Genomic DNA, 26,184 nt, shown 5'->3' on the forward strand with positions numbered 1-26,184 from the left:
GGAAATATAGTATATTTGTGTTTGCTAAAATAAGGCTTTCATTGAGATATTTTATTGAGTTATCATATAACGGTAAGGATTATCATGGGTGGCAAATTCAACCAAATGCCATTTCTGTGCAAGAAGTTTTAGAAGATCGTTTATCTAAAATAGTAGGAGTTGAAACGGCTGTTGTTGCGGCAGGTAGAACTGATGCTGGTGTACACGCAAGCCAAATGTTTGCTCATTTTAATGCTGAGTTAATTGAATCTCTTGATAGATTGCAACACAAACTCAATTCTTTTTTACCAGATACCATCGTGGTTCATGCCATAAGAAAAGTGAATGACCATGCGCATGCACGTTTTGATGCTACAGCTAGAAGTTATGAATATCATATCTTTTTAGGTAGGAATGCTTTTAATCTTGAAACTACTTGGCAAATACATCATTCAGAAATTGATGTGGAAGCCATGAATAAGGCCGCAGCGGTTTTATTGCAGTATAACGACTTTCAATGTTTTTCAAAGTCTAAGACAGATGTAAAAACCTATGTATGTAAGATAACAGAGGTCTATTGGAAACAAGACGGTAACCATTTGATTTTTTACATTACTGCAGATAGATTTTTAAGAAACATGGTAAGGGCTATTGTTGGCACTCTAATAGATGTGGGGTTAAATAAAATTTCTACTGCTGATGTTCATGCAATAATTAAAAGTAAAAATAGAAGTGAGGCGGGTTTCTCAGTACCTGCAAAAGGCTTATTTTTGACAAACGTTTCATATCCTTCAAGTATTTTTAAAAATGAGTAAAGAGCAGGTAAAAGCTTTTGATATTAAAATATTTAAAAGACTGATGCAATTTGCACAGCAATACAAACTTTGGCTTTTAGGTACTTTGACTTCGGTTGTATTACTCGCTGGGTTAACAATAGTTAGGCCCTTGTTTTTAAGACATATAATTGGAGAGTATATCTCAGACAAAGACTCACAAGGCTTGCTGTTTATTGTTACCTTAATGCTTTGCGTTTTGGTGATAGAAAGTATTATGCGTTTGTTTTTTATCTACTCTGCGCATACTTTAGGATTTACCATTATTAAAGATATTAGGGTAAAGCTTTACAAGCATATGATGAGTTTTAAAATGTCTTATTTCGATAAATCTTCTGTGGGGCAATTAGTAACAAGAGTAATTACCGATGTAGAGCGTATAGCCGACTTTTTTGGTCAAGGTTTTTTTATGATTATAAGTGACCTTTTAACTATGTTGGTGGCTATTATTGTAATGATTGTTGTAAACTGGAAATTGGCCATTATTAATTTAATTGTATTACCAATTTTAATTTATGCTACAAAGCTGTTTCAGGTGGCTGTAAAGGTTTCATTTAAAGAGATTAGACTGCAGGCAGCAAATTTGAACGGTTTTGTTCAAGAGCGAGTTACAGGAATGAAAATTTTGCAGCTCTTTAATCGCGAACGTATTGAAGATCGAAAGTTTAATGAAATTAATACGAAACATAAAGATGCTTGGGTTAAAACTATTTGGTATTACTCAATATTTTTTCCTTTTGCAGAAGTACTTACATCTATAGCTCTTGGATTAATTGTTTGGTTTGGAGGAATACAAATTGTTAATGGAGTTCCTCATTTTTCAATAAAAGATATTTTCTTTTTTATTATGATTTCTCAAATGTTATTCAGACCATTGCGTCAAATAGCTGATAAATTTAATACCATGCAAATGGGTATTGTTGCAGGTGAAAGAATTTTTGAGATTTTAGATACAGACAGTCATATTGATGATGTTGGAACAAAAACAGCTACTCGATTTGAAGGAGCTATTTCTGTAAAAGATGTGCACTTTAGTTATTTAAAAGACGAGCCAATAATTAAAGGTATTTCTTTTGATGTTAAACCCGGAGAGACTGTTGCAATTGTTGGCGCTACAGGGGCTGGTAAATCAACCATCATTAATTTAATCAATAGATTCTACGATATTACTGAAGGAGCTATCAGTATTGATGGTACAAACATAAAAGATTACAAGTTACAATCTTTAAGATCAAATATTGCAATTGTATTGCAAGATGTATTTTTATTTTCTGATACTATTTATAAAAACATTGTATTAGATAAAGATATCCCCATTGACACCGTAAAAAAGGCGGCAAAAGATATTGGTATTCATGATTTTATAATGACCTTACCAAATGATTACTATTACAATGTTAAGGAACGTGGAGTAATGTTGTCGTCTGGTCAACGTCAGTTAATTTCTTTTTTAAGAGCGTATATTAGTAAACCAAGTGTGTTAATTTTAGATGAAGCAACTTCTTCAATAGACTCATTTTCTGAACAACTTATTCAAGAGGCAACAGAAAAGATCACAAAGTTTCAAACTTCAATTATTATTGCTCACAGATTGACAACCATTCAAAAGGCGGATAAGATTATTGTAATGGATAAGGGGCTAATTGTAGAGCAGGGATCTCACAAAGAGTTACTTGCTAATAATAGTTATTACAGTAACCTTTATGATATGCAGTTTGCTAGCTAAGTTAAATCTGATTTAATAGTTTCAATAAGACTGAAGGTATCATCAAACAAAACAAATTCACCATCTTTTATATAAGATAGTTTTCCTGTTTCTTCGGATACCACAATACTTAAAGCATCACTTTTTTCGGTGATGCCTATTGCCGCTCTATGTCTTAAACCAAATCTAGATGGCAATTCTTTTTCGGTTAAGGGTAGAATGATTCTGGTAGCAACGATTTCATTATCTTTTATAATAATGGCACCATCGTGTAACGGACTGTTTTTATAAAAAATACTTTCTAAAATAGGTTTGTTAACTTGGGCATTCATTTTATCTCCAGAACTTTTAACAAAGTCCAATTTTTGAGTGCGTTCCAATACTATAAGTGCACCCGTTCTCTGAGATCCCATACTTAAACAGGTTTCTATAATTGTTTCAACATCGGTTTCAATCTGAGCCTCAGACTTCACAAATTTTAGTTGTTTTAAAAAGCTTTTTTTATTGGTGTAATTGGTGGTTCCTAACATTAATAAGAACTTTCTAATCTCTTGCTGAAATACAACAATTAATGCTACAATACCTCCACCGGTTAGCGTACCTAAAATGCCGCTAAGCATTTCCATTTCTAAGGCATCGGTAATTTTATAAATTAAAAATACAATGGTAATCCCAATAAAAATATTGATAGCAACCGTACCCCTCAGTAATTTATAAATGTAATATAATAAAACAGCAACTAGAACTACATCAAGTATGTCGAGAAATGAGAGGTCTAAGAAGTCTAGCATAAATTGTTTTTTGTAAATATATTAAATTAAGGGTAATAGTAAACTACAGGCACCATCCACTCATTTTACAAATTTTAATCGTTTCACTGGCCTCTTTTACATCATGTACACGCAATATATTTGCGCCATTTTTAATAGCAATTGTATTTGCCACAGAAGTAGCGTTTAAAGCTTTGTCTGCAGAGGTGTTAAGTGTTTTGTAGAGCATTGATTTTCTTGAAATTCCTGCAAGAATAGGTTTGTCAAATGTTTTGAATTGATGCAATTCCGACAATAATTCATAATTGTGTTCAATCGATTTGCCAAAACCAAATCCAACATCCAAAATAATATCTGATAATTGCAATGCCCGTAAATTTAAGAGTTTTTCTGAAAAGTTTTTTCTTATATCCGTTACCACATTTGAATATGATGGATTCTTCTGCATCGTTTGAGGTGTACCCTGCATATGCATGAGTACATAAGGCACTTTCAGCCTACCAATAGTTTCAAACATTTCGTCGTCCATAGATCCTCCAGAAATATCATTGATAATGGCAGCGCCAATGTTTATTGATTCTTCTGCAATATTGCTACGAAACGTATCTACAGATATTAAAATTTCAGGAAAATTTGTTAGTAGTAACTCAATTATAGGTAGAAGTCTTTGTTTTTCTTCATTGGCACTAATATGTTCAGCATCTGGTCTAGAAGAATAGGCACCAACATCTATAAATCGAGCGCCGTTTTCCAACATGTACTCAGTACGTTTTAAAACATCAGCATCTGATTTTAAAGTGCCACCATCGTAAAAAGAATCTGGGGTAATATTGAGAATACCCATTACTTTGGGACTCGAAACATCTACTAAGTTGCCTTTACAATTAAGCGTCATATTATTTTTTTACTACAGTATTTACAACTTTTGAAATCTTAGGTGCATTGTATTGTTTCATTTGAAAGACTAAATCATCAATACTTTTACTTATTAAAACCATATCTCTATTGGTCTGTTTTAAAAACCCCTCAGCTACCATTAAATCCAACTGTTGAAGCATCGGGTCAAAAAATCCATTGGTATTTAGTAGCCCAATCGGTTTATTCTCAATTCCTAATTGTCCCAAAGTTAAGGCTTCAAATATTTCATCCAACGTTCCAAAACCTCCAGCTAATGCAATATAACCATCAACCAATTTACTCATTTCAACTTTTCTTTTACTCATGGTATTGGTTTCTATTAACTCTGTGAGTTCAGAATGTACAACTTCTTCATGTTTTAATAAATGAGGAATTATTCCAATAACATGTCCATCATTTTTGAGTAATTCATCCGCCAAGGCACCCATCATCCCAATTTTACCACCTCCGTAAATTAGACTTATATTGTGGTCTGCCAAATATTTGCCTACAGTTTGTGCAGCCTCTTTATAAACAGGATTAAAACCAATGCTTGCACCACAAAAAACAGCCAATTTTTTCATTTGAAAAGTAAATTTTTTAATTCCTAAAATTTATCCGAAATTTACGCAAAATATCCAATTTGTATGCAGCAAACTTCAGAACAATACGACGCTATTATTAATGAGTGTAAAGCGTTGTTTGTAAAGAAAATGAAAGACTACGGAAGTGCTTGGCGAGTGCTTCGACTCCCTTCGTTAACAGATCAAATTTTTATTAAGGCAATGCGTATACGCGGGTTGCAAGAAAATGCTGAACGAAAAGTAGATGAAGGAGAATATTCAGAATTTATAGGGATTATCAATTATTCTATAATCGCTTTGATACAATTGGAAAAAGGAGTAGCGGATCAACCAGATATGCCTGATGAAGAAGCTTTAGAAGAGTATATTAAGCACTCTAGTATTACTAAAACCTTAATGGAGAATAAAAACCATGATTACGGTGAGGCATGGAGAGATATGCGTGTTAGTTCTCTTACAGATTTAATCATTCAGAAATTATTACGTGTAAAACAGATAGAAGATAATAAAGGAAAAACATTGGTAAGTGAAGGTGTTGATGCCAATTATCAAGACATGGTTAATTACGCAGTTTTTGCTTTAATTCATATGAATAATTAAGATGAGAATAGTCGTTTTTTTAGCTCGTATTTTTGTTGCAGCTACATTTTTGTTTTCCGGATTTGTTAAGTTGGTAGATCCCCTTGGCTCTGCTTACAAGTTTGAGGAATATTTCGGAGCATACGTGCTAAATTTAGAATTCTTAATTCCTTATGCATTGCCATTTTCAATCATATTGATTCTGGTAGAAATAATGTTAGGAGTAACGCTATTAATTGGTTTTAAACCAAAATTAACCGTTTGGAGTTTATTCTTAATTACACTATTGTTTCTTTTCTTAACGTGGTATTCAGCTTATTACGATAAGGTAACCGATTGTGGGTGTTTTGGAGATGCAGTTAAACTTACTCCTTGGCAAACATTCTATAAAAATGTGTATTTAATAGGTGCTATTATAGTTTTAATTTTGGGCGTAAGGAATATCAAGCCATTCTTAAAACCGAAGGGTTTACAATGGGTGTCTTTGGCAAGTTTAATGGTGTTTATGTATATAACCTATCATGTACTTACGCATTTGCCAATTATTGATTTTAGACCTTATGCAGTTGGAAAAAGTATTCAACAAGGTATGCAAGAATTAGCCATTGATGGTTTGCCTAAAGTGCATGACTTTTATTTAGAAAACGAAGATGGTGATGACCTGTCTGAAGAAATTTTGGCTACCGAAAAAGTAATGCTGGTGGTTGCTTATGATATAGATTTGGCGGATAAAGAAGGGTATAAAGTAGTAAAAGCAACTACAGATAAAGCTCTAGAAAATGGTTATACTGTTTATGGTTTGTCTGCGTCTTATATAGATGATTTAAAAGCCTTAAGTGAGCAAGAAAGTTTTGGTTTTGAATGGCTGTTTGTAGATGGTACTGTTCTAAAAACAATTATAAGAGCAAATCCTGGAATAGTGACGCTTAATAAAGGCACGGTTACTGGCAAATGGAACTGGATTGACGCCGATAATTTTACTCCTTAATTTAATTCTATGAAACAGCTTTTACTAGTATTTATTGGGGGTGGTGCAGGTAGTGTTGCCAGATATATGCTAGGTAAATGGCTTAATAGTCCATCTGAAGGAATCCCCTATGGTACATTTTTAGCCAATGTTTTAGGGAGCTTGTTTATTGGTGTTATTTTAGGTTTAGCTGTTAAGTATGAGGCAATGACACATCATCATACATTGTTGTTGGCTACAGGTTTTTGTGGAGGCTTTACCACATTTTCAACCTTTGCATATGAAAGCCATATTTTCTTAAAAGCTGGTGACTTTTGGAATTTTGCATTGTATGCCTTAGCAAGTTTAGTTTTAGGCTTTTTAGCTGTCTTTCTTGGGATGTTTTTAGTGCGTTTTTTTTAATGCGAAAACATCAAGCCAGCTTTTACTTCAAAAGGCAAATTGTTTTCTTTTGGTGGTACAGGACACGAATATTTAGGATTATAGGCACATAAGGGATTAAATGCTTTGTTGAAATCTATTACAAGTTGTCCTTCTGTAATATCAGACTCCCAAAGCTCTATATAACGCCCACCGCCATAAGATGATACTCCATTAGTAGCATCCGTAAAAGGTAAAAATAAATAACCCCGATATTCAGGATCGCTCAATACATCTTGACTCTGGTACAAACTTAGAGTATACGTGACATTTTCGTAATCAAAAGAGGCAGTGGCAAATTGTCTGTATAAAGGTCTTCTTTCTGTACTAGAGTTCATCTCAAACATTTCTGAATCTGGAGTCAAGGTTAACTTTGCTGTAACTCTCAATAATTCATTGGTAGGATAAAATGGCAGCCCCTTAAATGTTTTTTGTGCTTCTTCCGTTAGTGGAGATGTTTTTTTATCGGCATATTCCACATTCATTTCATATTGATATTGTTCAATTTTGTCTGCATAGGTTTGTAGCTTTTTTTCTGTGCAAGCCAATAATAGCAATGAAAAACAAATAGTTGCGAAATATTTTTTCATCAAAGAATTAATTAATGCTCAAATGTAAACTTTTATTTTGTAGTTTTGAATCGTTAAAATCAACGAACTAATGAGATTTCTTTCAACATCAATTATTACATCTGTAATTAAGTGTAAGCAATATTGCACTTACCGGATGCATTATGTGTTGTAGTTATTTCAAAATAAAATATTTCAATTTCATATAAATCCGGCTACATGCCGGATTTTTTATTTTTAGAACCTATGTTAAAGAGAATTACAATTTTTTACGGCGATTCTTTTAGAGGCTTATCAAAAGAGATATGGTGGTTGGCCTTAGTAACGTTTATTAATCGAGCTGGTACCATGGTACTGCCGTTTTTGACTAAATATTTAAAAGAAGATTTAGAGTTTACCTTGAATGAAGTTAGTTGGGTGATGGTGTGTTTTGGGTTTGGTTCTGTTGTTGGATCTTGGTTGGGGGGTAAATTATCTGATAAGATTGGTTATTACAAAGTTATGGTTTGGAGCTTATTAATAACTGGTTTTCTTTTTGTTGGATTGCAATACGTAACAAGTTTTGTAGATTTTTGTATTGCCTTATTCGTAATAATGTGTATCGCAGATACCTTTAGACCAGCAATATTTGTCTCTTTAAAAGCGTATAGCAAGCCAGAAAATCAAACACGATCTTTAACATTAATACGATTGGCTATAAATTTTGGTTTTGTTTTTGGTCCATCTATGGCAGGTTTGATTATAGTTACCAGTGGATATAGTGCATTATTTTGGATTGATGGAATTACTTGCGTAATTGCAATCTTGCTGTTTACTAATTTGGTAAAAGAAAAGGCACTTCATGGAAAGCGTTCAGATAATGGAGAGGATGCCTCAATACTTGACACAGATGCGCATGTTTTTAAAGATAAAGTGTATTGGATATTTTTAGGTGTTGCCTTTTTAATGGGAATGATATTCTTTCAGTTATTTACAACATTGCCATTATATCATAAAGAACAATTTAACTTAACAGAGTTTGATACCGGTATGCTTTTCTTTTTAAATGGACTTGTTATTGTGCTTTTAGAGATGCCCATGGTACATTGGATTGAGCAAAAGAAGATTGCAGAATCAAAACTGATTTTGTTTAGCGCTGTTTTAATGATGCTAAGCTTCTTAATTCTTTTGTATGATGCTTGGGCGGGTATGCTAGTTGTGAGTATGATTATCATAACGGTTGGAGAGATGATTGGATTTCCATACACAAATGCTTTTGCGATGAAAAGAGCCAAGGCTGGTAACGAAGGAAGATATATGGCGCTATATACAATGGCATTTTCTACAGCTCATATAGTGAGTCCTAAATTGGGGTTAGACGTTATAGACATGTTTGGGTACCAAGCCAATTTTGCAATGATTACTGGTTTAGGAATTTTAGCAATTATCTTGTCAATCTGGCTAAAAAGATCTGTTGAAAATGAAAAAATAAAGGCAGTAGTTTAACTACTGCCTTTATATTAAGTAAATTCTTTTAATTGTTTAACAATCGCAATTAGTGCAACTACAAGATACGCACGTGCACCCATCACACTGTCCATTTTTACAGGGCTCGCATTGGCATGTACATTCATTAATTTTCATAACTCTGTTTTATTTGTTTAAATAAGTCAATAATATAAGAAAAAAGAGATAATAAATCGAATATTTCAGTGCTTTTTGCAGTTGATATAAGAATAATGGTTGTTAATAATTCAAAAATCGTTATACGGCTAAATTTGATTTTATTATCATTTAATCTGATTAATTTAGAGTAAAATAAACGTAACTAATCATGTATAAAAAGCATTTAATTTTTGCATTGGCACTGTGTTTTGGATTCACTATATCAGCGCAAACAAATCTATTTAACGGGAAGAACCTAGATGGTTGGACCAATTATGGAACTGAGAAATGGTATGTTGAAAATGGAGAACTAATTTCTGAAAGTGGTCCGGACGAGCAATATGGATATTTAGCAACCGATAAGCATTATAAGAATTTTGTTTTAACCTTAAAATTTAAACAAGAAGCTAATGGAAATAGTGGTGTGTTTATTCGTTCTACAGTAGAAGGTACCAAAGTTAATGGTTGGCAGGTTGAAGTTGCACCTAAAGGCAAACATACAGGAGGTGTTTACGAATCTTACGGAAGAGGTTGGTTGATAAAACCAACAAAGGAAAAAGAGAAAGTGTTGAAGGAAGGAGAGTGGAACGAGATGAAAATAAAAGTAAATGGTGATACCTTAACTTCTTGGTTAAACGGTGTTGAAATGATAACAATTACAGACGCCAAAATTGGCGCAGGTGTTGGTTCAATAGCGTTTCAAATTCATGATGGTGGAGGTATTAAAGTTCGTTGGAAAGACATTGTAGTAAAAGAGTTATAATTTGAATTAGTTTTATATCTTTCAATTCCTAATTTGAGCTTCATTTTAGGAATTTTTTTTATTCGAAAATTAAGGTATGACAGATAATACATTGTATGATGCTATCGTAATAGGATCAGGCATTTCTGGAGGATGGGCAGCCAAAGAGCTTTGTGAAAACGGATTGAAGACATTGGTGCTAGAACGTGGTAGAATGGTGAAGCATATCGAAGATTATCCTACTGCAAATATGGATCCTTGGGATTTCGACAACCGAGGGGCAAATACACCACAAGAAAAAAAAGCACAACGCAAACAGGCACGTTCTGGGTATGTTACACAAGCTCCAACCAAACATTGGTTTGTAAATGATGACGAGCATCCTTATACAGAAACAAAACGATTCGACTGGATTCGAGGATACCATGTTGGAGGACGATCTATTACGTGGGGTAGACAAGCATTGAGATTGAGCGATCTTGATTTTGAAGCAAATAAAAAGGAAGGGATAGGTGTAGATTGGCCAATACGTTATAAAGATCTTGCCCCATGGTATGATAAAGTAGAGTCATTTATTGGTGTAAGCGCTGAGACTTTAGGACTACCGCAATTACCAGATGGTGTTTTTTCGCCTCCAATTCCGTTGAACTGTGTGGAAGAAGATTTTAGATCTAAATTAAAGGAGAATTATTCAAATAGATACTTAACAATTGGAAGGTTTGCTCATTTAACTGGAGATAAAAAACATGAAGGAAGATCGAATTGCCAATTCAGAAATAGGTGCATGAGAGGCTGTCCTTTTGGAGGGTATTTTAGTAGCAATTCTTCTACACTTCCAGCGGCGGAGCGAACAGGTAATATGGTATTGCGTCCGAATTCTGTGGTGTTAAAAATAAAGTATAACGATACTACCAAATTGGCAGAAGGAGTTGAGGTAGTTGATGCAATCACTAAAGAAAAGACATTTTATAAAGCGAAAATAATTTTCTGTTGTGCATCAGCAATTGGGAGTGCTCGAATCTTATTAAACTCTACCTCAGAAAGATTCCCAAATGGGCTAGGAAATGATAGTGGTGAGTTAGGTCATAATTTAATGGATCATCATTTTAGAGTAGGAGCCTCAGCAGTAGTTCCAGGATTTGAAGATAAATATTATAAAGGAAGAAATCCAGCGAGTTTCCATATTCCAAGATTTAAAAACTTGAATTCTGGAAAACAGGAAAAATCATATAAAAGAGGTTATGGATTTCAAGGCAGTGCGAGTAGAGTAAATTGGCGAAGAGCTGTAGCAGAGATGTCTTATGGCGATTCCTTAAAAAAAGATTTACTGAAGCCTGGGCATTGGAGAATTGGTATCGGTGGTTTTGGTGAGTGTTTGCCTTATCATGAAAATATGATGACCATTGATCAAAATAAAACCAACGAGTGGGGCGAGCCAATAGTAGATTTTAATTGTGAGTTCAAAGAAAACGAATTAGCAATGCGTAAAGATATGCAGCAAGAAGCTATTGATATGTTAATGAAAGCGGGATATGAAGATGTGCAAGGATATGACGAGCCTTGTTTTCCTGGAACAGCAATTCATGAGATGGGCACTGCAAGAATGGGTAGAGATCCTAGAACCTCTGTTTTAGGGAAATATAATGAAGTGCATTCGGTTAAAAACGTGTTTGTTACTGATGGCGCTTGTATGGCATCTTCGGCATATCAAAATCCATCATTAACCTATATGGCATTGTCAGCTAGAGCGGCAAATTACGCTGCCTCAGAATTGGAAAAAGGTAGTTTTGATAATGTCTAAAGTGGTATGATTATTGATGTTATTCATTGACAAAAACAAATAAAACTCAAATGAAAAAAGCAATCCTAGGATTTCTATTTGCAAGTTTCATAATCTTAAGTAGCTGCAATACTGTAAAAGTTGCAGCAGATTATGATACTTCTCTGGACTTCACTCCCTATAAAACATTTGCATTTTATAAGAAAGGTATAGAAAAAGTGGAGATTTCAGATTTAGATAAAAAAAGAATCGTAAAAGCTATAGAACAAGAAATGTTGGCTAAAGGATTTACGCTTTCTGATAAGCCAGATATTATAGTTAATATCTTTGCAAAGACTACTAAAAAAGTTAATGTTCATAATTCTTTTTACCCGTATTATTGGCAGCCATTTTATTATTATGGACCATACTGGGGAGCTGGAGGAACGTATATTTCTGAATATGATGAAGGTACTTTATTTGTAGATTTTGTAGATAATCACACAAAAGAATTGGTTTGGCAAGGCATTGGGAAAGGGGTTCTGTCTGTTAACAATGCCATCGAAAAAGATGAAAAAGTAAAAGAATTTGTAAACTTAATAATGGCACAATACCCACCAGGGCAAGAAGTCAATAAAAAATAAAATTACATGGCCGCTAATATAGTGGCCATTTCTTTTTGTAGTTCTGATGCTTTTTGTTGCGACGCTTTGGCAAAATTCTCGTCGTTTCCTGCATAGATAATTCCTCTAGATGAGTTGATTAATAATCCAACTTCATCCGTAAGTCCATACTTACAAACATCTTGAAGATTTCCTCCTTGAGCACCAACCCCAGGAACTAGTAAAAAGTGATTGGGCACAATTTCTCTTATGCCTTTAAAATATTCCGCTTTGGTAGCACCAACAACATACATCAATTGGTCGCTGTTTTGCCACATTTTAGATGTTTTTAGAACTTCTTTATACACTTGGCTATCCTCAGTTTTTAATCCTTGAAAATCCAATCCACCTTTATTAGATGTTAAGGCTAACAAAATAGTAAACTTGTTTTTAAAGGCTAAAAATGGCTCAACCGAATCACTGCCCATATAAGGAGCCACGGTTACAGAATCAAAATTTAAATCTTCAAAAAAAGCTTTAGCATACATCGTTGATGTGTTACCAATATCACCTCTTTTTGCATCTGCAATGGTAAAGATTTCAGGATAATTGTCATTCAAGTAATCAATAGTTTTAGCTAACGATTGCCACCCCTTAATACCATATGCCTCATAAAAGGCTGTATTTGGCTTATAGGCCACTGCTAAATGATGTGTGGCATCAATAATCTGTTTGTTGAACTCAAAAATAGGGTCTTCTGTTGCTAATAAATGGGTTGGAATTTTAGTTAAATCAACATCTAAACCAATACATAAAAACGATTGTTTTTTTTGTATTTCTGATAGGAGTTCTTGCTTTGTCATTATTGTATGCTATAAACTTGGGCAAAGGTATGAATTAATTATATTTGTTCTAAGCATTCCATAGTGGAATGGACTTATTTTTTGGCGATTGTAAACCAAGCATGATTCAATTTATTCTTAAAAAGATTTCGTACGCACTGCTCACACTTTTTGGAGTTGTTACTCTAGTGTTTTTACTTTTTAATGTGTTAGACGATCCTGCTAGAATGTTATTAGATCAGCGAGAGGATGAAGAGCAATTGGCGAACATTCGAGCCAAATATGGATTTGATAAACCTATGTATTTACAATATGGGTATTATTTAAATGATTTGTCTCCAGTATCTTTTCACAGTGCTAATTCTGAAGATTTCACTTTTTTAGGTGTAGATAAATACAACGCTATAAGACTATTTAAAATTGGTGAAACGGTAGTTGTTTTAAAAGCACCTTACTTAAGAGAGTCGTATCAAAAAAATGGAAAGAAAGTTTCAGCTGTTATAGCAGAAACATTACCCAATACATTTGTGTTAGCTGTAACATCTATTGGTATTGCCATTGTGCTTGGTATATTTTTAGGAGTATTGTCCGCGTTATATCAAGATTCTTGGTTTGATCGAATTATTTCTATAGTAAGTACATTTGGCATGAGTATTCCTTCGTTTTTCTCTGCTATTTTATTTGCCTTTATTTTTGGTTTTGTACTACATGAAATTACAGGGCTTCCTATGACAGGAAGTTTGTACGAGGTAGATAATTTTGGTGAAGGTGTTTATATACAATGGAAAAATTTAGTGCTACCTGCATTTGTTTTAGGTATTCGTCCTTTAGCTGTTATCATTCAGTTAATGCGAAACTCGTTATTAGAGGTGTTAAATCAAGATTATATTCGAACCGCCAAAGCAAAAGGATTAGGTATGTATCAAATAATTAGAAAGCATGCATTAAAGAATGCCTTAAATCCTGTAGTAACTGCAGTCTCAGGTTGGTTTGCCTCTCTTCTGGCTGGTGCTGTATTTGTAGAATACATATTTAACTGGAATGGCTTAGGGAAAGAAATTGTAAATGCATTAAATACATTAGACCTTCCTGTTATCATGGGAAGTGTCTTGATTATAGCCACTATGTTTATTATTATCAATATCTTTGTTGATATTATTTACGGGTGGTTGGACCCTAGAATTAGAACACAATAAATACACAACTAAATATTTAAAATCGATGAGAACAAAAATCGTAGCAGGAAATTGGAAAATGAATAAAAACTTGGCAGAATCTAAGTCTTTGGCAACTGAATTAAAAGAGGCAGTAGCTGGAGTTTCTTTAGAGAATACACGTGTAATTGTAGCGCCAACGTTTGTAAATCTTGCTGGAGTAGCAGAGGCTGTTGGGGGAAGTGCTGTTGAGGTTGCTGCTCAAAATATGCACCAAGCAGATAGCGGTGCTTACACAGGAGAAATTTCTGGCGGAATGCTAAAAGGTCTCGGTTTAAACTCTGTTATTTTGGGCCACTCAGAACGTAGAGCTTATTTTAGAGAAGATGATGCTCTGTTAACTGATAAAGTGAATGCAGCTTTAAAAAATGAATTAGAAGTAATTTTCTGTTTTGGTGAAGAGTTAGAAGATCGTAAATCAGATAACCACTTTGCAGTTGTAGAATCACAATTAAAAAATGCATTGTTTCATTTAGATGCTTCAGCTTGGAGTTCTATAGTTTTAGCTTACGAACCTGTTTGGGCTATTGGTACTGGTGAAACAGCATCTCCAGAACAAGCACAAGAAATGCACGCATTTATCCGTAAAATTATTACTGAAAAGTATGGAGAGACTCTTGCAGAGGGTGTTTCTATTTTATATGGAGGTAGTGTAAAGCCTGCAAACGCACAGGAAATTTTCTCTAAACCAGATGTAGATGGTGGATTAATTGGAGGTGCCTCTTTAAATGCAGAAGACTTTACGGCGATTATTAAAGCTATTTAATATGCCAAAAACGTGGCAAGAAAAATTTGATACAACAAAGCCACCAGTAATAAAGGTAATCGATAAACGATTTGCCGATATTCAAGCTGGTCAGACCATGTCTATTGCCACTCCAAGAATTATTGACACATATGTAAAGAACATTCCTTATGGTTCTAAATCAACTGATAAAGCCATGAGGAATGATCTTTCTAAATCATATAAAACATGTCCGGTAACCTTGGGCATTTTTTTGCGTATAGCCTCAGAAGTAGCTTATAAAGAATTTCAAAACGGAAAATCATTAGAGCAAATCACTTCTTTTTGGAGAATGGTTGAGGCAAATTCACCTTTAGCAAAAAAGTTGGACAGCGGTGTAGATTTTATACTAGAACAACAAATCAAAGAAGATTTATAATGGATGCCATTTATATTGAATACAATTTTACCATAAATCCTGTGCAACCTGCTACAGAAATTTTAATTGCAGAACTTGGTTTTGCCGGTTTTGAAAGTTTTGTAGAAAAAGAAGATGGTGTGTTGGCATATATTCAAAAACAAGATTGGAACGAAACGATTCTAGAAGATATAGGTGTGTTACAATCTGAGGCTTTCAATATTCAATTCGAGTTTAAAGAAATTGAGCAAACAAATTGGAATAGTGAATGGGAAAAAAACTTCGAGCCTATTCAGGTAAATAGTAAAGTGAGTATTAGAGCTCCGTTTCACGAAAATCTGAATCTAGAGTTTGATATTGTTATTGAACCAAAAATGAGTTTTGGTACAGGGCATCATGAAACAACACATATGATGGTGCAGCATTTATTGGATTTAGATGTGCGAGATAAAAGTGTGCTTGACATGGGATGTGGAACTGGAATCTTGGCCATTTTTGCTGAAATGAGAGGTGCTAAGCCCATAGACGCTGTAGATATTGATAGATGGTGTTACGAGAACTCCATTGAGAATGCACAACGAAATAATTGCAATCATATCAGTGTTTATGAAGGTGATGCAAGTTTATTAGTAGATAAAAATTACGATATAATTATAGCAAACATCAATAGAAATATATTGATTGCAGATATGCAAACCTATGTTTCTTGCCTAAATAAAAATGGTGTAGTACTTTTAAGTGGATTTTACAAAGAAGATATTCCAATTATTGAGGCAGAAATTAAAAAGTACCAATTAACCATTTCAACAATTATTGAACGCAACAATTGGGTTGCTTTAAAATGTGAATAATGAGTACAAAAGAAAAGATACAAGAAGATGTTGATGTCTTAGAAGATGAAACGAGAAAGTATGAAATCATACTTCATAATGACGATGTACATACATTTGATTTTGTAATAGATGCTTTAATGAATGTTTGTGAGCATACCTTAATTCAAGCAGAACAATGTACTATTTTAGTGCATTATAAAGGTAAATGTTCCGTTAAAACAGGTGAATATGATTTTCTAAAACCGCGTTGTTCGAAACTACTAGATTTAGGCTTGTCTGCCGAGATCGTTTAATCTTTTAAAAATTATAATATGAGCTCCATCACTTTAAAAATTAATAATAAATCTTACTCAGTTGATGTTGATGCTCAAACACCAATTCTTTGGGTATTAAGAGACCATCTGAAATTGGTCGGTACAAAATATGGCTGTGGCATTGGGCAATGCGGGGCATGTACCATTCATTTTAATGGACACCCAATCCGTTCATGCTCTATACCAGTTAGCGCTGCTATTGGAGCAGAAATTACAACTATAGAAGGGCTTTCAGAAGATGGCGCTCACCCGGTTCAGGCCGCGTGGGCAGAGATGGATGTACCTCAATGTGGGTACTGTCAAGCTGGACAGATTATGACAGCTTCAGCATTGCTAGCTAAAAATGCAAGTCCAACGGATGAGGAGATTGAAACAGCCATGTTAGGTAACATCTGTAGATGTGGAACCTATAATAAAATTAATGAAGCTATTAAAAAAGCTTCTAAAAGTCTTTAACCTGAATCAATAGATCTATGGAAATAAAAAGAAATCAAAATAGGAGAACATTTCTTAAAACTTCTTTGATTAGTTCAGGAGGCTTAATGTTTAGTTTTAGTTGGTTGCAAGCCCAATCGAGATTGTTTGATACTGCACTAGAAAAAGAAGTTGTTGAAACGAAACTTTCGGGTTATATCGTAATTAAAAAGGACAACACTATAATTATCTATTCTCAAAACCCTGAGATTGGACAAAATATAAAAACCTCTATGCCTATGATTGTGGCAGAAGAGTTAGATGCTGATTGGGCCTTTGTTGAGGTGCACCAAGCTGATTTAGATACAGATACATTCAAAAGACAAATTGCAGGTGGTAGCCAATCTATAAGACAAGGTTGGACTAGTTTGAGAGAAGCAGGTGCAACCGCAAGGGCAATGCTTTTGGAAGCAGCAGCGAAAAAATGGGGAGTTGATATAAACACACTTACAACGTCAAATAGTTATGTAATAAATGGAAATGGTAACAAAATAGCTTATGGCGATTTGATTGATATAGTTTCGGAAATCACTGTTCCTTCAAAAGTAGTATTAAAAGACCCAAAAGATTTTAAAATTATCGGTCAATCAAAGCTAAATGTAGATGCTAAAGATATTGTTACTGGAAAACCGTTATTTGGAATTGATACACAGTTAGAAGGAATGGTTTATGTGCGTATTGCAAGACCAATAGGTTTTGGTACGCAATTGATTTCATTTGATGCAGATAAAGCTTTAAGTACTTCTGGAGTTAGTGATGTTGTAGAATTGGATAATAAGGTTGCTGTTGTGGCAAATTCAACATGGGCAGCTATTCAAGGATTAAATGCTCTTGAAATTAATTGGAGCAAGCCCTTGACAAGTGAAGATTCTAATGTACATCAAGAAAAGTTGAGAGCTTTGGTTGAAAAGCCATCAAAAAAGCCTAGAGTAAACAGAGGAGATGTTAATCAAGCTTTTAGTACTGCAGATACTATTCTTGAACGTATTTATGAAGCTCCATTTTTACCACATAATTGTTTAGAGCCAATGAATTTCTTTGCCAATGTTACTAATGGCAAGGTGGAGTTACATGGTCCTATTCAAACTCCTGCAAATACTCGAAAAGCTGTTGCTAAATTGTTGAATAGAAAAGAAAGTGAAATAACTGTGGGGCTTTCTAGAATGGGAGGTGGATTTGGTAGACGACTTTATGGTGATTTTGTCTTAGAGGCAGCGGAAGTTTCAGATAAGATTAGAAAACCTGTTCAGTTAATCTATACTCGAGAAGATGATATGACAGCTGGTGTATATAGACCTGCATCAACATATCGATTTAAAGCTTCTATTAAAAATGGTGAGATTACGGGATATCATGTAACTGGAGCCGGAGTTCGAATGAGAAACACAGTTCGTCCGGGTACATGGCCTCAAGGCTCTTTTCCTAATTTTAAATTAGAAACACATTCTTTAGATAGTAAAATTACAACGGGTGCATGGCGTGCTCCAACCTCCAACTTTTTAGCATTTGCTGAACAAGTTTTTATTGATGAATTAGCAGAAACGGCCAAAAAAGATCCTTTGGAATTTAGATTAGAAACATTGAATCAGGCTATTGAGAATCCTTATGGTAATCTGAGATATGATCCGGTAAAGATGAAAGGTGTATTGCAATTAGTAGCTAAAAAATCTAATTGGTACCAAAAAGAAGAAGGAGTTTTTAAAGGGATCAGTACTTATTATTCACATAATACATACGTTGCAGAAGTGGCGGAAATTACGATTGTAAAGAATAAACCTAGAATAAAACGAATCGTAGTAGCATCCGATTGTGGGATCATAATAAACAAATCAGGTGCAATTAACCAAGCTGTTGGTGGAGTTGTCGATGGAATTGGGCACGCTATGTATGGTGAATTAACATTTGAAAACGGAGTACCAACTTCAAATAATTTTGATAGCTATCGATTAATTAGAAATAATGAGAGTCCAAAAGTTGAAGCGTATTTTGTAGAAAGTAATGAGGCGCCAACAGGTTTAGGTGAGCCTACATTACCACCTGCTGCTGCTGCATTGGCAAATGCCATTTATGCTGGGTTAGGAAAACGATTATACAAACAACCATTTAGTAAACAAGGAATTGCTTTGCTTTGACATAAAATAAAAACCAACTAAAACAATTATGAGAACTAGCCAAACAACTATTATTGCCATATACGCAGTAATGGTATTGAGTTGTGAAAAGCTACAAGAAGAAAATACAAACCAGCAACCACCAAATATTTTATTTATAATGTCTGATGATCATGCGTATCAAGCAATCAGTGCATATTCAGATAAATTAATTCAAACACCAAATATAGATCGTATTGCAGATGAAGGTATGCTGTTTACAAATGCTTGTGTTACTAATTCTATTTGTGCGCCTTCAAGAGCTGTAATTCTTACTGGTAAGCATTCACATTTGAATGGGAAAATTGACAATCATTTTCCGTTTGATACAACACAGGTAACATTTCCTCAAATTTTGCAGAAAGCAGGATATCAAAATGCCATGTTTGGTAAGTTGCATTTTGGAAACAATCCAAAAGGATTTGATGAATTTAAAATACTACCTGGGCAAGGCACCTATTATAATCCTGATTTTATAACCAAAAACGAAGGAAAAGTTAGAATAGAAGGGTATACCACAGATTTAATTACCGATATGACAATTGATTGGATGGATAAAAAACGTGATGCCACGAAACCATTTATGATGATGTATTTACACAAGGCACCGCATAGAGAGTGGTTGCCTGCGCCAAGACATTTTAAGGAGTTTACAAAAAAGACCTTTCCTGAACCAGAAACTTTGTTTGACGACTATGAAGGAAGAGGAGCTGCTGCAAAGAATGCTGAGATGAATTTATTAGCCCATATGAATTGGGCGGGAGACTCTAAAATTCGCCCAGAGGTAATGGATGAGCTTGGTATTGCAGAAACTGCAGGCTGGGATAAAGGGGCCTATGAGCGAGAAGTAGGACGTATGAATGAAGCACAGCGTGCTGAATGGGATGCTGTATATGATGAGATTAATGAAGAGTTCAAAAAGAACTACAAAAACATGTCTGAAAAAGAATTAATGCAGTGGAGGTATCAACGGTATATGCAAGACTATTTAGGATCAATTGCAGCAATTGATGATGGAGTTGGTAGAGTTTTAGATTATCTAGAAGAAAGTGGGTTGGCAGAAAATACGATTGTAGTTTATACTTCGGATCAAGGATTTTATTTAGGTGAACATGGTTGGTTTGATAAGCGCTTTGTGTATAACGAATCTTTTAAAACGCCATTATTAGTGAAATGGCCTGAGATTATTGAACCGGGATCTCAAAATACTCAGATGGTTCAAAATTTAGATTTTGCTCAAACATTGTTAGATGTAGCTGGAGTAGAAGCTCCAAATGATATGCAAGGTGAAAGCATAGTTCCGCTATTAAAAGGAAATATAGAAGGCTTTAGAGAAGCAGTATATTATCATTATTACGAATACCCATCCATTCATATGGTGAAGAGGCATTATGCTATTGTGACCGAAAAATATAAGTTAATTCATTTTTATTACGATGTTGATGAGTGGGAATTGTTTGACAGGGAAAAAGATATTCATGAAATGAACAATGTTTATAACGATGCTGCATATGCCGATGTAGTAGAAGATTTGAAAGTAAAATTAGCTGAAATGAGAGTGCAGTACAAAGACTCTAAAGAACTTGATGATGAATACATTCAATTGTATTTAGAAAAATTGAATGTAAAGAAGTAGTATGTTTGTAAATCTTTAATAATTTATAAAGTTTTTTACAGTATACTTCAATAATTATAAACCTCATTTAGAATTGTTTAGTTTTGAAGGAGGTTTTGTGCTAAATCCATATTGTTAAAGTCTTAAAAGCTTTATAGATAAGGAGGTTTGAGACTTGCCTGTTTTTATTTTAACATATTTTAACACAAATTAAGACCTTTAACATTTACATTTGTTGCTCTGTGTTCAAAACACACAATATACACAATACGCACACATTCAAACACCTTTAAAATACATGAAAAAATTAAATGCTCCGGTGGCAATGCTATTCTCAATATGTATGGTTGCTCAAGCACCTGAAACAGTTGAGACAAAAGTTTCGGTTCAAGAATATGCAAATACTATTACGGTCAACGAACTAAAAGAAGATTTGACAATTTTAGCTTCTGATGCCCTTGAAGGAAGAGATACAGGGTCAAGAGGTCAGAAAATGGCAGCAGCATTTATTCGAGCTCATTTTGAAGAAATCGGACTAATAGGTCCAGGAGAAACTGGTGGAGGTTACTATCAAAATGTTCCTTTTAAAACATCAAAACCAGGGGATATCTTTGTGACTTTTGGAGATGAAACGATTAGGAATATTGAAGATTTTCTTTACTATGGACCAGCGTTTACAACAGATGTAATTAATTCGAATATCGTTTTTGCAGGTAGTGGTTCTGAAGAAGAACTAGCTGTGGTTGAGGTAAAAGATAATGCTGTTTTAATACAAACAACAGACAGGTTTACTCGTCAAAATGCATTAAAATATGTTCAAGATAATGGGGGTAAAATGTTATTTGTTATCTATAGTGATGATGAAGCTGGATATCAATCTTATTACAATAGATATAAAGGATATTTTAATCGCGAAACATTATCTTTAGATAAGGGTGAATCTGATATTGAAAAAGCTGGAATCATGTTTGTGAGCCCATCTCATGGAGCCGCAATGTTTAATCAATCTTTTGAATCATTAATGGCTGCCATAGAAGCTCATAAAGAGGGCAAGAAAAAGGCATATAAAAAATTTAAATCGAGACCTATCAGTTACCAATTAGAATTCGAGTCTGAATCAATTATTTCAGAGAATGTTATGGGGTATATAGAAGGGTCAGATTTAAAAGATGAAGTTTTAGTTTTGACCGCTCATTACGATCATATTGGTTTAGATAATAATGGAGAAGTGTTTAATGGAGCCGATGATGATGGATCTGGTGTTGTTGCTGTAATGGAAATTGCTGAAGCATTTGCGAAAGCAAAAAAAGATGGTAATGGTCCAAGAAGAAGCATATTGTTTTTAATGGTTACAGCAGAAGAAAAAGGATTGTTTGGTTCTGAGTATTATGCAGAAAATGCTATTTATCCTTTAGAGAATACAGTAGCTAATTTAAATATAGATATGATTGGTAGAATTGATGATAGAGAAGAGATTGTAGGGAAAGATTATGTGTCTCTTGTTGGTTCTGATAAATTATCAACTGAGTTGCATGATTTAAGTGAAGAAATGAATAAAAAATACACCAATCTTTATTTAGATTACACGTATAATGCGGAAGACCATCCTGAACGAATTTATTATCGTTCAGATCACTGGAATTTTGCAAAAAACGGAATTCCAGTAATATTTTACACTACTGGATCGCACCCAGACTATCATAAAATAACAGATACAGTTGACAAAATAGAGTTCGAGTTAATGCACAAGAGAACTCAATTAGTTTTTTATACTGCTTGGGAAATTGCAAATAGAGACAATCGTTTGGTAGTAGATAAACAACAATAAATAATAACAACAAATATTCAACTTTAAAAATGAAAAGAAGTATTGTCCTTTCGGCGTTAGTACTTGCAGGATTAGGTGTAGTTAATGCACAACAAAATACACAAGATCCTGTTCGAGTTAAATACGCGCAAACAATTACTCAAGAAGAGCTAAAAGAAGACTTAAGTATTATAGCCTCAGATGCTCTGGAAGGCAGAGGAACTGGTGAGCGTGGTCAAAAAATGGCAGCGGCTTTTATTAAACAAAGTTTTAAAGAGAATGGGTTAACGGGCCCTGTGAATGGAGGTTATTACCAAGATGTGCCATTAAAAGCTGTAAAAGCAGGTGAAATGTATATTAAGACCAATGGTAAGTCATTTAAATCTGGTTCAGATTTTTTATACTCAGGTACAAGCAACAGTACAAATGAAATAATCGAAGATGTTGTTTTTGCTGGAACGGGTTCTAAAAAAGAACTAGCTGCATTAGATGTTGAAGGAAAAGCAGTTTTAATAATTCAGTCAGATAGACGTAAACGTCAATTTACATCAGCTGCAATTAAAGAACAAGGTGCCAAAGCTTTATTTGCTGTGCCATCTGCTTCTCAAGATGATTTTGAAAAGTTGGCAAAGCGTTATGCAGCCTATGCAAAAAGAGAGCGATTAAGTGTTGACTTTGGTGATAAACCACAAGATGGTATTGGTACTTTTACAATAAGTCCAGATTTAGCAGCATCTATTTTAAACACTTCATTTGATAATTTAGTTAAGAAAATTTCAAAAGCCGAAACAAAACCTTCAATATTAAAAAAGGTAAAATCAGGTAATGTTGCCTATAAGTTAGATTTTATAAGTCGTAAAGTAGAATCTGAAAATGTTTTAGGATTTATTGAGGGAACAGATCTAAAAAATGAACTAATTATTTTGACAGCACATTATGATCATATTGGTATTTCTAGTGATGGCCAAATTAATAATGGAGCAGATGACGATGGTTCAGGAGTTGTTGCTGTATTAGAAATGGCCGAAGCTTTTGCGCAAGCAAAAGTAGACGGCAATGGGCCAAGACGTTCAATATTATTCATGACTGTTACAGGTGAAGAGAAAGGCCTATTAGGGTCTAGCTACTACGCAGCTAATCCTGTATTTTCTTTAGATAATACGGTTGCTAATTTAAACATTGATATGATTGGTAGAGCTGGTGAACGCAATTACGAAAGAAGAGATTATATCTACTTAATTGGAGCTGATAAAATTTCTCAAGAATTGCATGATATCTCTGATGAAGCGAATAAGACTTATATTAATATGCACTTAGATTATACGTATAATGATGAAGGTCACCCGCAACGTTACTATTATAGGTCTGATCATTGGAATTTTGCAAAGAATGGGATTCCTGTAATATTTTATTTTAATGGTGTACATGCAGATTACCACAAACCAACAGATACCATTGAAAAAATTGAATTTGATCTTTTGCAAAAGAGAGCTCAGTTAGTATTTTATACTGCTTGGGAATTAGCAAATAAAGATAAAAGATTAGTGATTGATGAGGTAACTTCCGACAAGAACTAATTTACATTCAAATATTCAACCTTAAAACCCGTTGCATTGCAGCGGGTTTTTTTATTGTTAAATAGTTCTTAATATCACTTATATATGCTTCTTAACGTACTCTTGGCATTTAATTTGTATCTATTCTTTTATCTAAAATGAAGGAGTCATGAGAAATGAAGAGACATTTAAAAGCAAAGTTTTATCAGTAATATCTTGGTTAGGAATTGCTGTAGCATCTACTTTAATAGCAATGGTATTTATAGCTGGATTTAAAACAGTATTCGGATTCTAATATGTTAAAACTGCCTTAAAACGATAAAAATAAACAATGCACATGTAAGAACTGCGTTAGAAAAGAAACTAAAAATATGTTTATGTAAGTACGGCTACTATTAATTCTAAAACCTTATAAGATGAAGACAACGAATAATTTAATTGACAGAGGAATGTTTGTGGTGACTTGGTTGACAATTGTGAGTGTATCATTGGCATTAGTAAGTGTGTTTGTAGTTGGACTTAAAACAATTTTTGGGTTATAAATAATTCTAAGACTCCAAGATGTTCATTTTTCTTAACCACATAAAAGAGGCGTATGCCTTTTTTTTTGTGAAATATTAAAATTCTTACGGAAAATTTAGATAAACATTGTAAATCATCTCTATTAAACGCTAAAACCTTTGAATAGTAATTGGAGTGTTTAAGATTATCAATGTTAAATAGATATGTTTTGAAAATAGGCTAATTAGCCTATTTTATATTCTAAACAGTTTTATTTTTACAACTATAGCAAGTTGTTAGAATAAAGGTTAAATTAAGTTAAAATAAAAAAGCTTCACTGCATAAGTGAAGCTTTTTTTAATTGTGACCGCGATAGGATTCAAACCTATAACCTTCTGAGCCGTAATCAGATGCGCTATTCAGTTGCGCCACGCGGCCTTTTTTGCGGTTGCAAAGATAAGCATTATTCTAAATTTACAAACTATTTTTTGTAACAAAATATCTCCAACCTATTATTGCAAGTTGCCATTTCTTTGCTTTTGCCATGTCTAGCCGCTTTTTAGTAAAAGAAGGAAGCAAAGCTTTATTGATTTTAGCAAGCGCTCTAAACATGTTTTGTTTCATAATACAAATGTACCAATTCTAAGTTGAAGTAACTTAATTCATGTTATAATCTAGTGGTAGCAAACTCGATATTCTTTTTTGCCCAAAACTTCCTCCAAATAGAAGTGTTGTTGTTGGAGAATAGTTGCCGTAATGGTCGATAGAAATGGTGTTATAAGATGGGTTTGATAACAAAATTTCAGATTGTTCTTGTCTGTCGTAAAGAACACTAAGATTCTCAGATTTAAATACGATGTTTTTAGTGTTGGTATTTTTCATATTAGTTACCGAAATATGAAACGATGGATTGGTTTTAAATGATTTGTGATACAGTTCAAAACTATTTTCATGTAATTTCTCTGCTGCCAAAGAGCGCATAAAGTGCATTATAGATCCATTGTATGTTTCAGTTCTATTTTTTACATATTTCTTTTTGGGTTTAGATTTTAATTCTGAAAAGAAAGAGGTGCCCGCATAATATACTTTATGAATGATTAATAAATTATTTGGATAGCTGTTTTTAAAGGTTATTTCAAAATCAATTAAGTTGTATTGTAATTTATATCCTAAATGTTTGTTGGTTATATAAATAGGGGAGTCGCTAAATGCCATTAGTGTATTTAACTCAGCATTATAGATCAACTCTACATCTTTAAGATTATTTATTATGCAATGTTTGGCTGCTTCATTGATTCCTAGAAATTGACTTAAAAAATACCGTTCCTTTTTTTCTCTACTCCAGATGTCCTTTGCTAATACAACCTCGTCAAGCTCATTGTTTTTTTCTTCCAAATAAATTGTATTCAATGAATTAAACTCACTTGGTTCAATATAATAGGTTTTGTATCCAACAAAACTTATAACTAATTGAGCATTAACTTTACTGTCAATATAAATTTTAAAAGTACCATTAGTATCTGTAGCAGTTCCGACAGAACTTCCGTCTAGATAAACCGTTGCACCATACAATGGAGCTTTGGTGATTTTGTCAAATACTTGTTCCGTAATTTCAAATTGAGCATTTAGTTGATGAATTACAATTAAACAAAGAATGAGAATTAGTTTTTTCATGAGTGCAAAATA

General features: G+C 33.8%; 27 protein-coding genes and 1 tRNA gene. 21 read left to right on the forward strand and 7 right to left on the reverse strand.

Going from position 1 to position 26,184, the window contains the following annotated elements:
• The first annotated feature begins 41 nt into the window (after positions 1-41).
• Positions 42-794 carry a tRNA pseudouridine(38-40) synthase TruA gene (truA, locus tag ACYQ5R_RS08225; RefSeq protein WP_460190441.1) on the forward strand — a complete coding sequence of 251 codons (753 nt, stop codon included), beginning with the start codon at positions 42-44 and terminating at the stop codon, positions 792-794.
• A complete protein-coding gene (locus ACYQ5R_RS08230; protein WP_460190442.1) occupies positions 787-2,538 on the forward strand; it encodes an ABC transporter ATP-binding protein in 1,752 nt (583 codons plus the stop codon). The genes truA and ACYQ5R_RS08230 overlap by 8 nt, the downstream gene beginning before the upstream one ends.
• On the opposite strand, the gene cdaA is transcribed toward ACYQ5R_RS08230, so the two are convergent.
• The 3 genes from cdaA to ACYQ5R_RS08245 are packed head-to-tail and all read right to left on the reverse strand — an operon-like array spanning position 2,535 to position 4,768.
• On the reverse strand, positions 2,535-3,308 hold the full coding sequence (gene cdaA / locus ACYQ5R_RS08235) for a diadenylate cyclase CdaA (protein ID WP_460190443.1): 774 nt from the start codon (positions 3,306-3,308) through the stop codon (positions 2,535-2,537). The genes ACYQ5R_RS08230 and cdaA overlap by 4 nt on opposite strands.
• A gap of 43 nt (positions 3,309-3,351) precedes the next feature.
• Positions 3,352-4,182 carry a dihydropteroate synthase gene (gene folP, locus ACYQ5R_RS08240; RefSeq protein ID WP_460190444.1) on the reverse strand — a complete coding sequence of 277 codons (831 nt, stop codon included), beginning with the start codon at positions 4,180-4,182 and terminating at the stop codon, positions 3,352-3,354.
• A 1-nt stretch (position 4,183) separates the two neighbouring features.
• Positions 4,184-4,768, reverse strand: a complete 585-nt coding sequence (locus ACYQ5R_RS08245) for an LOG family protein (protein WP_460190445.1) — start codon at positions 4,766-4,768, stop codon at positions 4,184-4,186.
• Between the two features lie 63 nt (positions 4,769-4,831).
• Between ACYQ5R_RS08245 and ACYQ5R_RS08250 the strand changes: the two genes are divergently transcribed.
• From ACYQ5R_RS08250 to crcB, 3 genes are read left to right on the forward strand one after another with little or no spacing between them, the layout of a single operon-like run.
• Positions 4,832-5,368 carry a DUF1599 domain-containing protein gene (locus ACYQ5R_RS08250; RefSeq protein WP_460190446.1) on the forward strand — a complete coding sequence of 179 codons (537 nt, stop codon included), beginning with the start codon at positions 4,832-4,834 and terminating at the stop codon, positions 5,366-5,368.
• Position 5,369: 1 nt separating this feature from the next.
• A complete protein-coding gene (locus tag ACYQ5R_RS08255; RefSeq protein WP_460190447.1) occupies positions 5,370-6,335 on the forward strand; it encodes a DoxX family protein in 966 nt (321 codons plus the stop codon).
• Between the two features lie 9 nt (positions 6,336-6,344).
• Positions 6,345-6,716, forward strand: a complete 372-nt coding sequence (crcB, locus tag ACYQ5R_RS08260) for a fluoride efflux transporter CrcB (protein WP_460190448.1) — start codon at positions 6,345-6,347, stop codon at positions 6,714-6,716.
• On the opposite strand, the gene ACYQ5R_RS08265 is transcribed toward crcB, so the two are convergent.
• Positions 6,713-7,324, reverse strand: a complete 612-nt coding sequence (locus tag ACYQ5R_RS08265) for a DUF1684 domain-containing protein (RefSeq protein WP_460190449.1) — start codon at positions 7,322-7,324, stop codon at positions 6,713-6,715. The genes crcB and ACYQ5R_RS08265 overlap by 4 nt on opposite strands.
• 198 nt (positions 7,325-7,522) lie before the next feature.
• Between ACYQ5R_RS08265 and ACYQ5R_RS08270 the strand changes: the two genes are divergently transcribed.
• The 4 genes from ACYQ5R_RS08270 to ACYQ5R_RS08285 all read left to right on the forward strand — a co-directional run bounded on the left by ACYQ5R_RS08270 (position 7,523) and on the right by ACYQ5R_RS08285 (position 12,092).
• Positions 7,523-8,788: an MDR family MFS transporter gene (locus ACYQ5R_RS08270; protein ID WP_460190450.1), complete on the forward strand. Its 1,266-nt coding sequence runs from the start codon at positions 7,523-7,525 to the stop codon at positions 8,786-8,788.
• A gap of 328 nt (positions 8,789-9,116) precedes the next feature.
• On the forward strand, positions 9,117-9,710 hold the full coding sequence (locus ACYQ5R_RS08275; protein ID WP_460190451.1) for a 3-keto-disaccharide hydrolase: 594 nt from the start codon (positions 9,117-9,119) through the stop codon (positions 9,708-9,710).
• A gap of 76 nt (positions 9,711-9,786) precedes the next feature.
• Entirely contained in the window at positions 9,787-11,490 is a 1,704-nt protein-coding gene (locus ACYQ5R_RS08280) for a GMC oxidoreductase (RefSeq protein ID WP_460190452.1), read from the forward strand.
• A 50-nt stretch (positions 11,491-11,540) separates the two neighbouring features.
• Positions 11,541-12,092: a DUF4136 domain-containing protein gene (locus ACYQ5R_RS08285; RefSeq protein ID WP_460190453.1), complete on the forward strand. Its 552-nt coding sequence runs from the start codon at positions 11,541-11,543 to the stop codon at positions 12,090-12,092.
• Positions 12,093-12,094: 2 nt separating this feature from the next.
• Here ACYQ5R_RS08285 and pyrF read toward each other — a convergent pair whose 3' ends face one another.
• Complete coding sequence (gene pyrF / locus ACYQ5R_RS08290) at positions 12,095-12,913, reverse strand: orotidine-5'-phosphate decarboxylase (RefSeq protein WP_460190454.1); 819 nt, start codon at positions 12,911-12,913, stop codon at positions 12,095-12,097.
• A 101-nt stretch (positions 12,914-13,014) separates the two neighbouring features.
• Between pyrF and ACYQ5R_RS08295 the strand changes: the two genes are divergently transcribed.
• The 12 genes from ACYQ5R_RS08295 (at position 13,015) to ACYQ5R_RS08350 (ending at position 24,539) form a co-directional block, all read left to right on the forward strand.
• A complete protein-coding gene (locus tag ACYQ5R_RS08295) occupies positions 13,015-14,088 on the forward strand; it encodes an ABC transporter permease (RefSeq protein ID WP_460190455.1) in 1,074 nt (357 codons plus the stop codon).
• Between the two features lie 25 nt (positions 14,089-14,113).
• Positions 14,114-14,872 (forward strand): triose-phosphate isomerase, encoded by a 759-nt coding sequence (tpiA, locus tag ACYQ5R_RS08300; RefSeq protein WP_460190456.1) that lies wholly within the window; start codon positions 14,114-14,116, stop codon positions 14,870-14,872.
• Position 14,873: 1 nt separating this feature from the next.
• Positions 14,874-15,269 carry a hypothetical protein gene (locus ACYQ5R_RS08305; RefSeq protein ID WP_460190457.1) on the forward strand — a complete coding sequence of 132 codons (396 nt, stop codon included), beginning with the start codon at positions 14,874-14,876 and terminating at the stop codon, positions 15,267-15,269.
• Positions 15,269-16,099 carry a 50S ribosomal protein L11 methyltransferase gene (gene prmA, locus ACYQ5R_RS08310; protein WP_460190458.1) on the forward strand — a complete coding sequence of 277 codons (831 nt, stop codon included), beginning with the start codon at positions 15,269-15,271 and terminating at the stop codon, positions 16,097-16,099. Before ACYQ5R_RS08305 ends, prmA begins: the two co-directional genes overlap by 1 nt.
• Positions 16,099-16,374, forward strand: a complete 276-nt coding sequence (locus ACYQ5R_RS08315; RefSeq protein WP_460190459.1) for an ATP-dependent Clp protease adaptor ClpS — start codon at positions 16,099-16,101, stop codon at positions 16,372-16,374. The genes prmA and ACYQ5R_RS08315 overlap by 1 nt, the downstream gene beginning before the upstream one ends.
• Positions 16,375-16,392: 18 nt before the next feature.
• Positions 16,393-16,851, forward strand: a complete 459-nt coding sequence (locus tag ACYQ5R_RS08320) for a (2Fe-2S)-binding protein (protein ID WP_460190460.1) — start codon at positions 16,393-16,395, stop codon at positions 16,849-16,851.
• Positions 16,852-16,868: 17 nt separating this feature from the next.
• The gene (locus tag ACYQ5R_RS08325) at positions 16,869-19,001 is read left to right on the forward strand and encodes a xanthine dehydrogenase family protein molybdopterin-binding subunit (RefSeq protein ID WP_460190461.1); all 2,133 of its coding nucleotides are present in this window, start codon (positions 16,869-16,871) and stop codon (positions 18,999-19,001) included.
• Positions 19,002-19,029: 28 nt separating this feature from the next.
• Positions 19,030-20,655 (forward strand): sulfatase family protein, encoded by a 1,626-nt coding sequence (locus tag ACYQ5R_RS08330; RefSeq protein ID WP_460190462.1) that lies wholly within the window; start codon positions 19,030-19,032, stop codon positions 20,653-20,655.
• 277 nt (positions 20,656-20,932) lie between these two features.
• Positions 20,933-22,462, forward strand: a complete 1,530-nt coding sequence (locus ACYQ5R_RS08335) for a M28 family peptidase (protein WP_460190463.1) — start codon at positions 20,933-20,935, stop codon at positions 22,460-22,462.
• Positions 22,463-22,491: 29 nt separating this feature from the next.
• On the forward strand, positions 22,492-24,018 hold the full coding sequence (locus tag ACYQ5R_RS08340) for a M28 family peptidase (RefSeq protein ID WP_460190464.1): 1,527 nt from the start codon (positions 22,492-22,494) through the stop codon (positions 24,016-24,018).
• 148 nt (positions 24,019-24,166) lie between these two features.
• On the forward strand, positions 24,167-24,292 hold the full coding sequence (locus ACYQ5R_RS08345) for a hypothetical protein (RefSeq protein ID WP_460190465.1): 126 nt from the start codon (positions 24,167-24,169) through the stop codon (positions 24,290-24,292).
• 121 nt (positions 24,293-24,413) lie between these two features.
• Complete coding sequence (locus tag ACYQ5R_RS08350; protein WP_460190466.1) at positions 24,414-24,539, forward strand: hypothetical protein; 126 nt, start codon at positions 24,414-24,416, stop codon at positions 24,537-24,539.
• Positions 24,540-24,862: 323 nt separating this feature from the next.
• Here the strand turns inward: ACYQ5R_RS08350 and ACYQ5R_RS08355 are convergent.
• Positions 24,863-24,936, reverse strand: a tRNA-Arg gene (locus ACYQ5R_RS08355).
• A 219-nt stretch (positions 24,937-25,155) separates the two neighbouring features.
• A complete protein-coding gene (locus tag ACYQ5R_RS08360; RefSeq protein ID WP_460190467.1) occupies positions 25,156-26,172 on the reverse strand; it encodes a carboxypeptidase-like regulatory domain-containing protein in 1,017 nt (338 codons plus the stop codon).
• Positions 26,173-26,184 lie beyond the last annotated feature (12 nt).

Source organism: Urechidicola sp. KH5, from assembly GCF_054661455.1.

What these genes read in the sequence shown, in the direction of transcription:
- ACYQ5R_RS08230 (WP_460190442.1), top strand. Translation starts at nt 787, where the DNA reads ATGAGTAAAGAGCAGGTAAAAGCTTTTGATATTAAAATATTTAAAAGA.
- cdaA (WP_460190443.1), bottom strand. Translation starts at nt 3,308, where the DNA reads ATGCTAGACTTCTTAGACCTCTCATTTCTCGACATACTTGATGTAGTT.
- folP (WP_460190444.1), bottom strand. Translation starts at nt 4,182, where the DNA reads ATGACGCTTAATTGTAAAGGCAACTTAGTAGATGTTTCGAGTCCCAAA.
- ACYQ5R_RS08245 (WP_460190445.1), bottom strand. Translation starts at nt 4,768, where the DNA reads ATGAAAAAATTGGCTGTTTTTTGTGGTGCAAGCATTGGTTTTAATCCT.
- ACYQ5R_RS08250 (WP_460190446.1), top strand. Translation starts at nt 4,832, where the DNA reads ATGCAGCAAACTTCAGAACAATACGACGCTATTATTAATGAGTGTAAA.
- ACYQ5R_RS08255 (WP_460190447.1), top strand. Translation starts at nt 5,370, where the DNA reads ATGAGAATAGTCGTTTTTTTAGCTCGTATTTTTGTTGCAGCTACATTT.
- crcB (WP_460190448.1), top strand. Translation starts at nt 6,345, where the DNA reads ATGAAACAGCTTTTACTAGTATTTATTGGGGGTGGTGCAGGTAGTGTT.
- ACYQ5R_RS08265 (WP_460190449.1), bottom strand. Translation starts at nt 7,324, where the DNA reads ATGAAAAAATATTTCGCAACTATTTGTTTTTCATTGCTATTATTGGCT.
- ACYQ5R_RS08270 (WP_460190450.1), top strand. Translation starts at nt 7,523, where the DNA reads ATGCCGGATTTTTTATTTTTAGAACCTATGTTAAAGAGAATTACAATT.
- ACYQ5R_RS08275 (WP_460190451.1), top strand. Translation starts at nt 9,117, where the DNA reads ATGTATAAAAAGCATTTAATTTTTGCATTGGCACTGTGTTTTGGATTC.
- ACYQ5R_RS08280 (WP_460190452.1), top strand. Translation starts at nt 9,787, where the DNA reads ATGACAGATAATACATTGTATGATGCTATCGTAATAGGATCAGGCATT.
- ACYQ5R_RS08285 (WP_460190453.1), top strand. Translation starts at nt 11,541, where the DNA reads ATGAAAAAAGCAATCCTAGGATTTCTATTTGCAAGTTTCATAATCTTA.
- pyrF (WP_460190454.1), bottom strand. Translation starts at nt 12,913, where the DNA reads ATGACAAAGCAAGAACTCCTATCAGAAATACAAAAAAAACAATCGTTT.
- ACYQ5R_RS08295 (WP_460190455.1), top strand. Translation starts at nt 13,015, where the DNA reads ATGATTCAATTTATTCTTAAAAAGATTTCGTACGCACTGCTCACACTT.
- tpiA (WP_460190456.1), top strand. Translation starts at nt 14,114, where the DNA reads ATGAGAACAAAAATCGTAGCAGGAAATTGGAAAATGAATAAAAACTTG.
- ACYQ5R_RS08305 (WP_460190457.1), top strand. Translation starts at nt 14,874, where the DNA reads ATGCCAAAAACGTGGCAAGAAAAATTTGATACAACAAAGCCACCAGTA.
- prmA (WP_460190458.1), top strand. Translation starts at nt 15,269, where the DNA reads ATGGATGCCATTTATATTGAATACAATTTTACCATAAATCCTGTGCAA.
- ACYQ5R_RS08315 (WP_460190459.1), top strand. Translation starts at nt 16,099, where the DNA reads ATGAGTACAAAAGAAAAGATACAAGAAGATGTTGATGTCTTAGAAGAT.
- ACYQ5R_RS08320 (WP_460190460.1), top strand. Translation starts at nt 16,393, where the DNA reads ATGAGCTCCATCACTTTAAAAATTAATAATAAATCTTACTCAGTTGAT.
- ACYQ5R_RS08325 (WP_460190461.1), top strand. Translation starts at nt 16,869, where the DNA reads ATGGAAATAAAAAGAAATCAAAATAGGAGAACATTTCTTAAAACTTCT.
- ACYQ5R_RS08330 (WP_460190462.1), top strand. Translation starts at nt 19,030, where the DNA reads ATGAGAACTAGCCAAACAACTATTATTGCCATATACGCAGTAATGGTA.
- ACYQ5R_RS08335 (WP_460190463.1), top strand. Translation starts at nt 20,933, where the DNA reads ATGAAAAAATTAAATGCTCCGGTGGCAATGCTATTCTCAATATGTATG.
- ACYQ5R_RS08340 (WP_460190464.1), top strand. Translation starts at nt 22,492, where the DNA reads ATGAAAAGAAGTATTGTCCTTTCGGCGTTAGTACTTGCAGGATTAGGT.
- ACYQ5R_RS08345 (WP_460190465.1), top strand. Translation starts at nt 24,167, where the DNA reads ATGAGAAATGAAGAGACATTTAAAAGCAAAGTTTTATCAGTAATATCT.
- ACYQ5R_RS08350 (WP_460190466.1), top strand. Translation starts at nt 24,414, where the DNA reads ATGAAGACAACGAATAATTTAATTGACAGAGGAATGTTTGTGGTGACT.
- ACYQ5R_RS08360 (WP_460190467.1), bottom strand. Translation starts at nt 26,172, where the DNA reads ATGAAAAAACTAATTCTCATTCTTTGTTTAATTGTAATTCATCAACTA.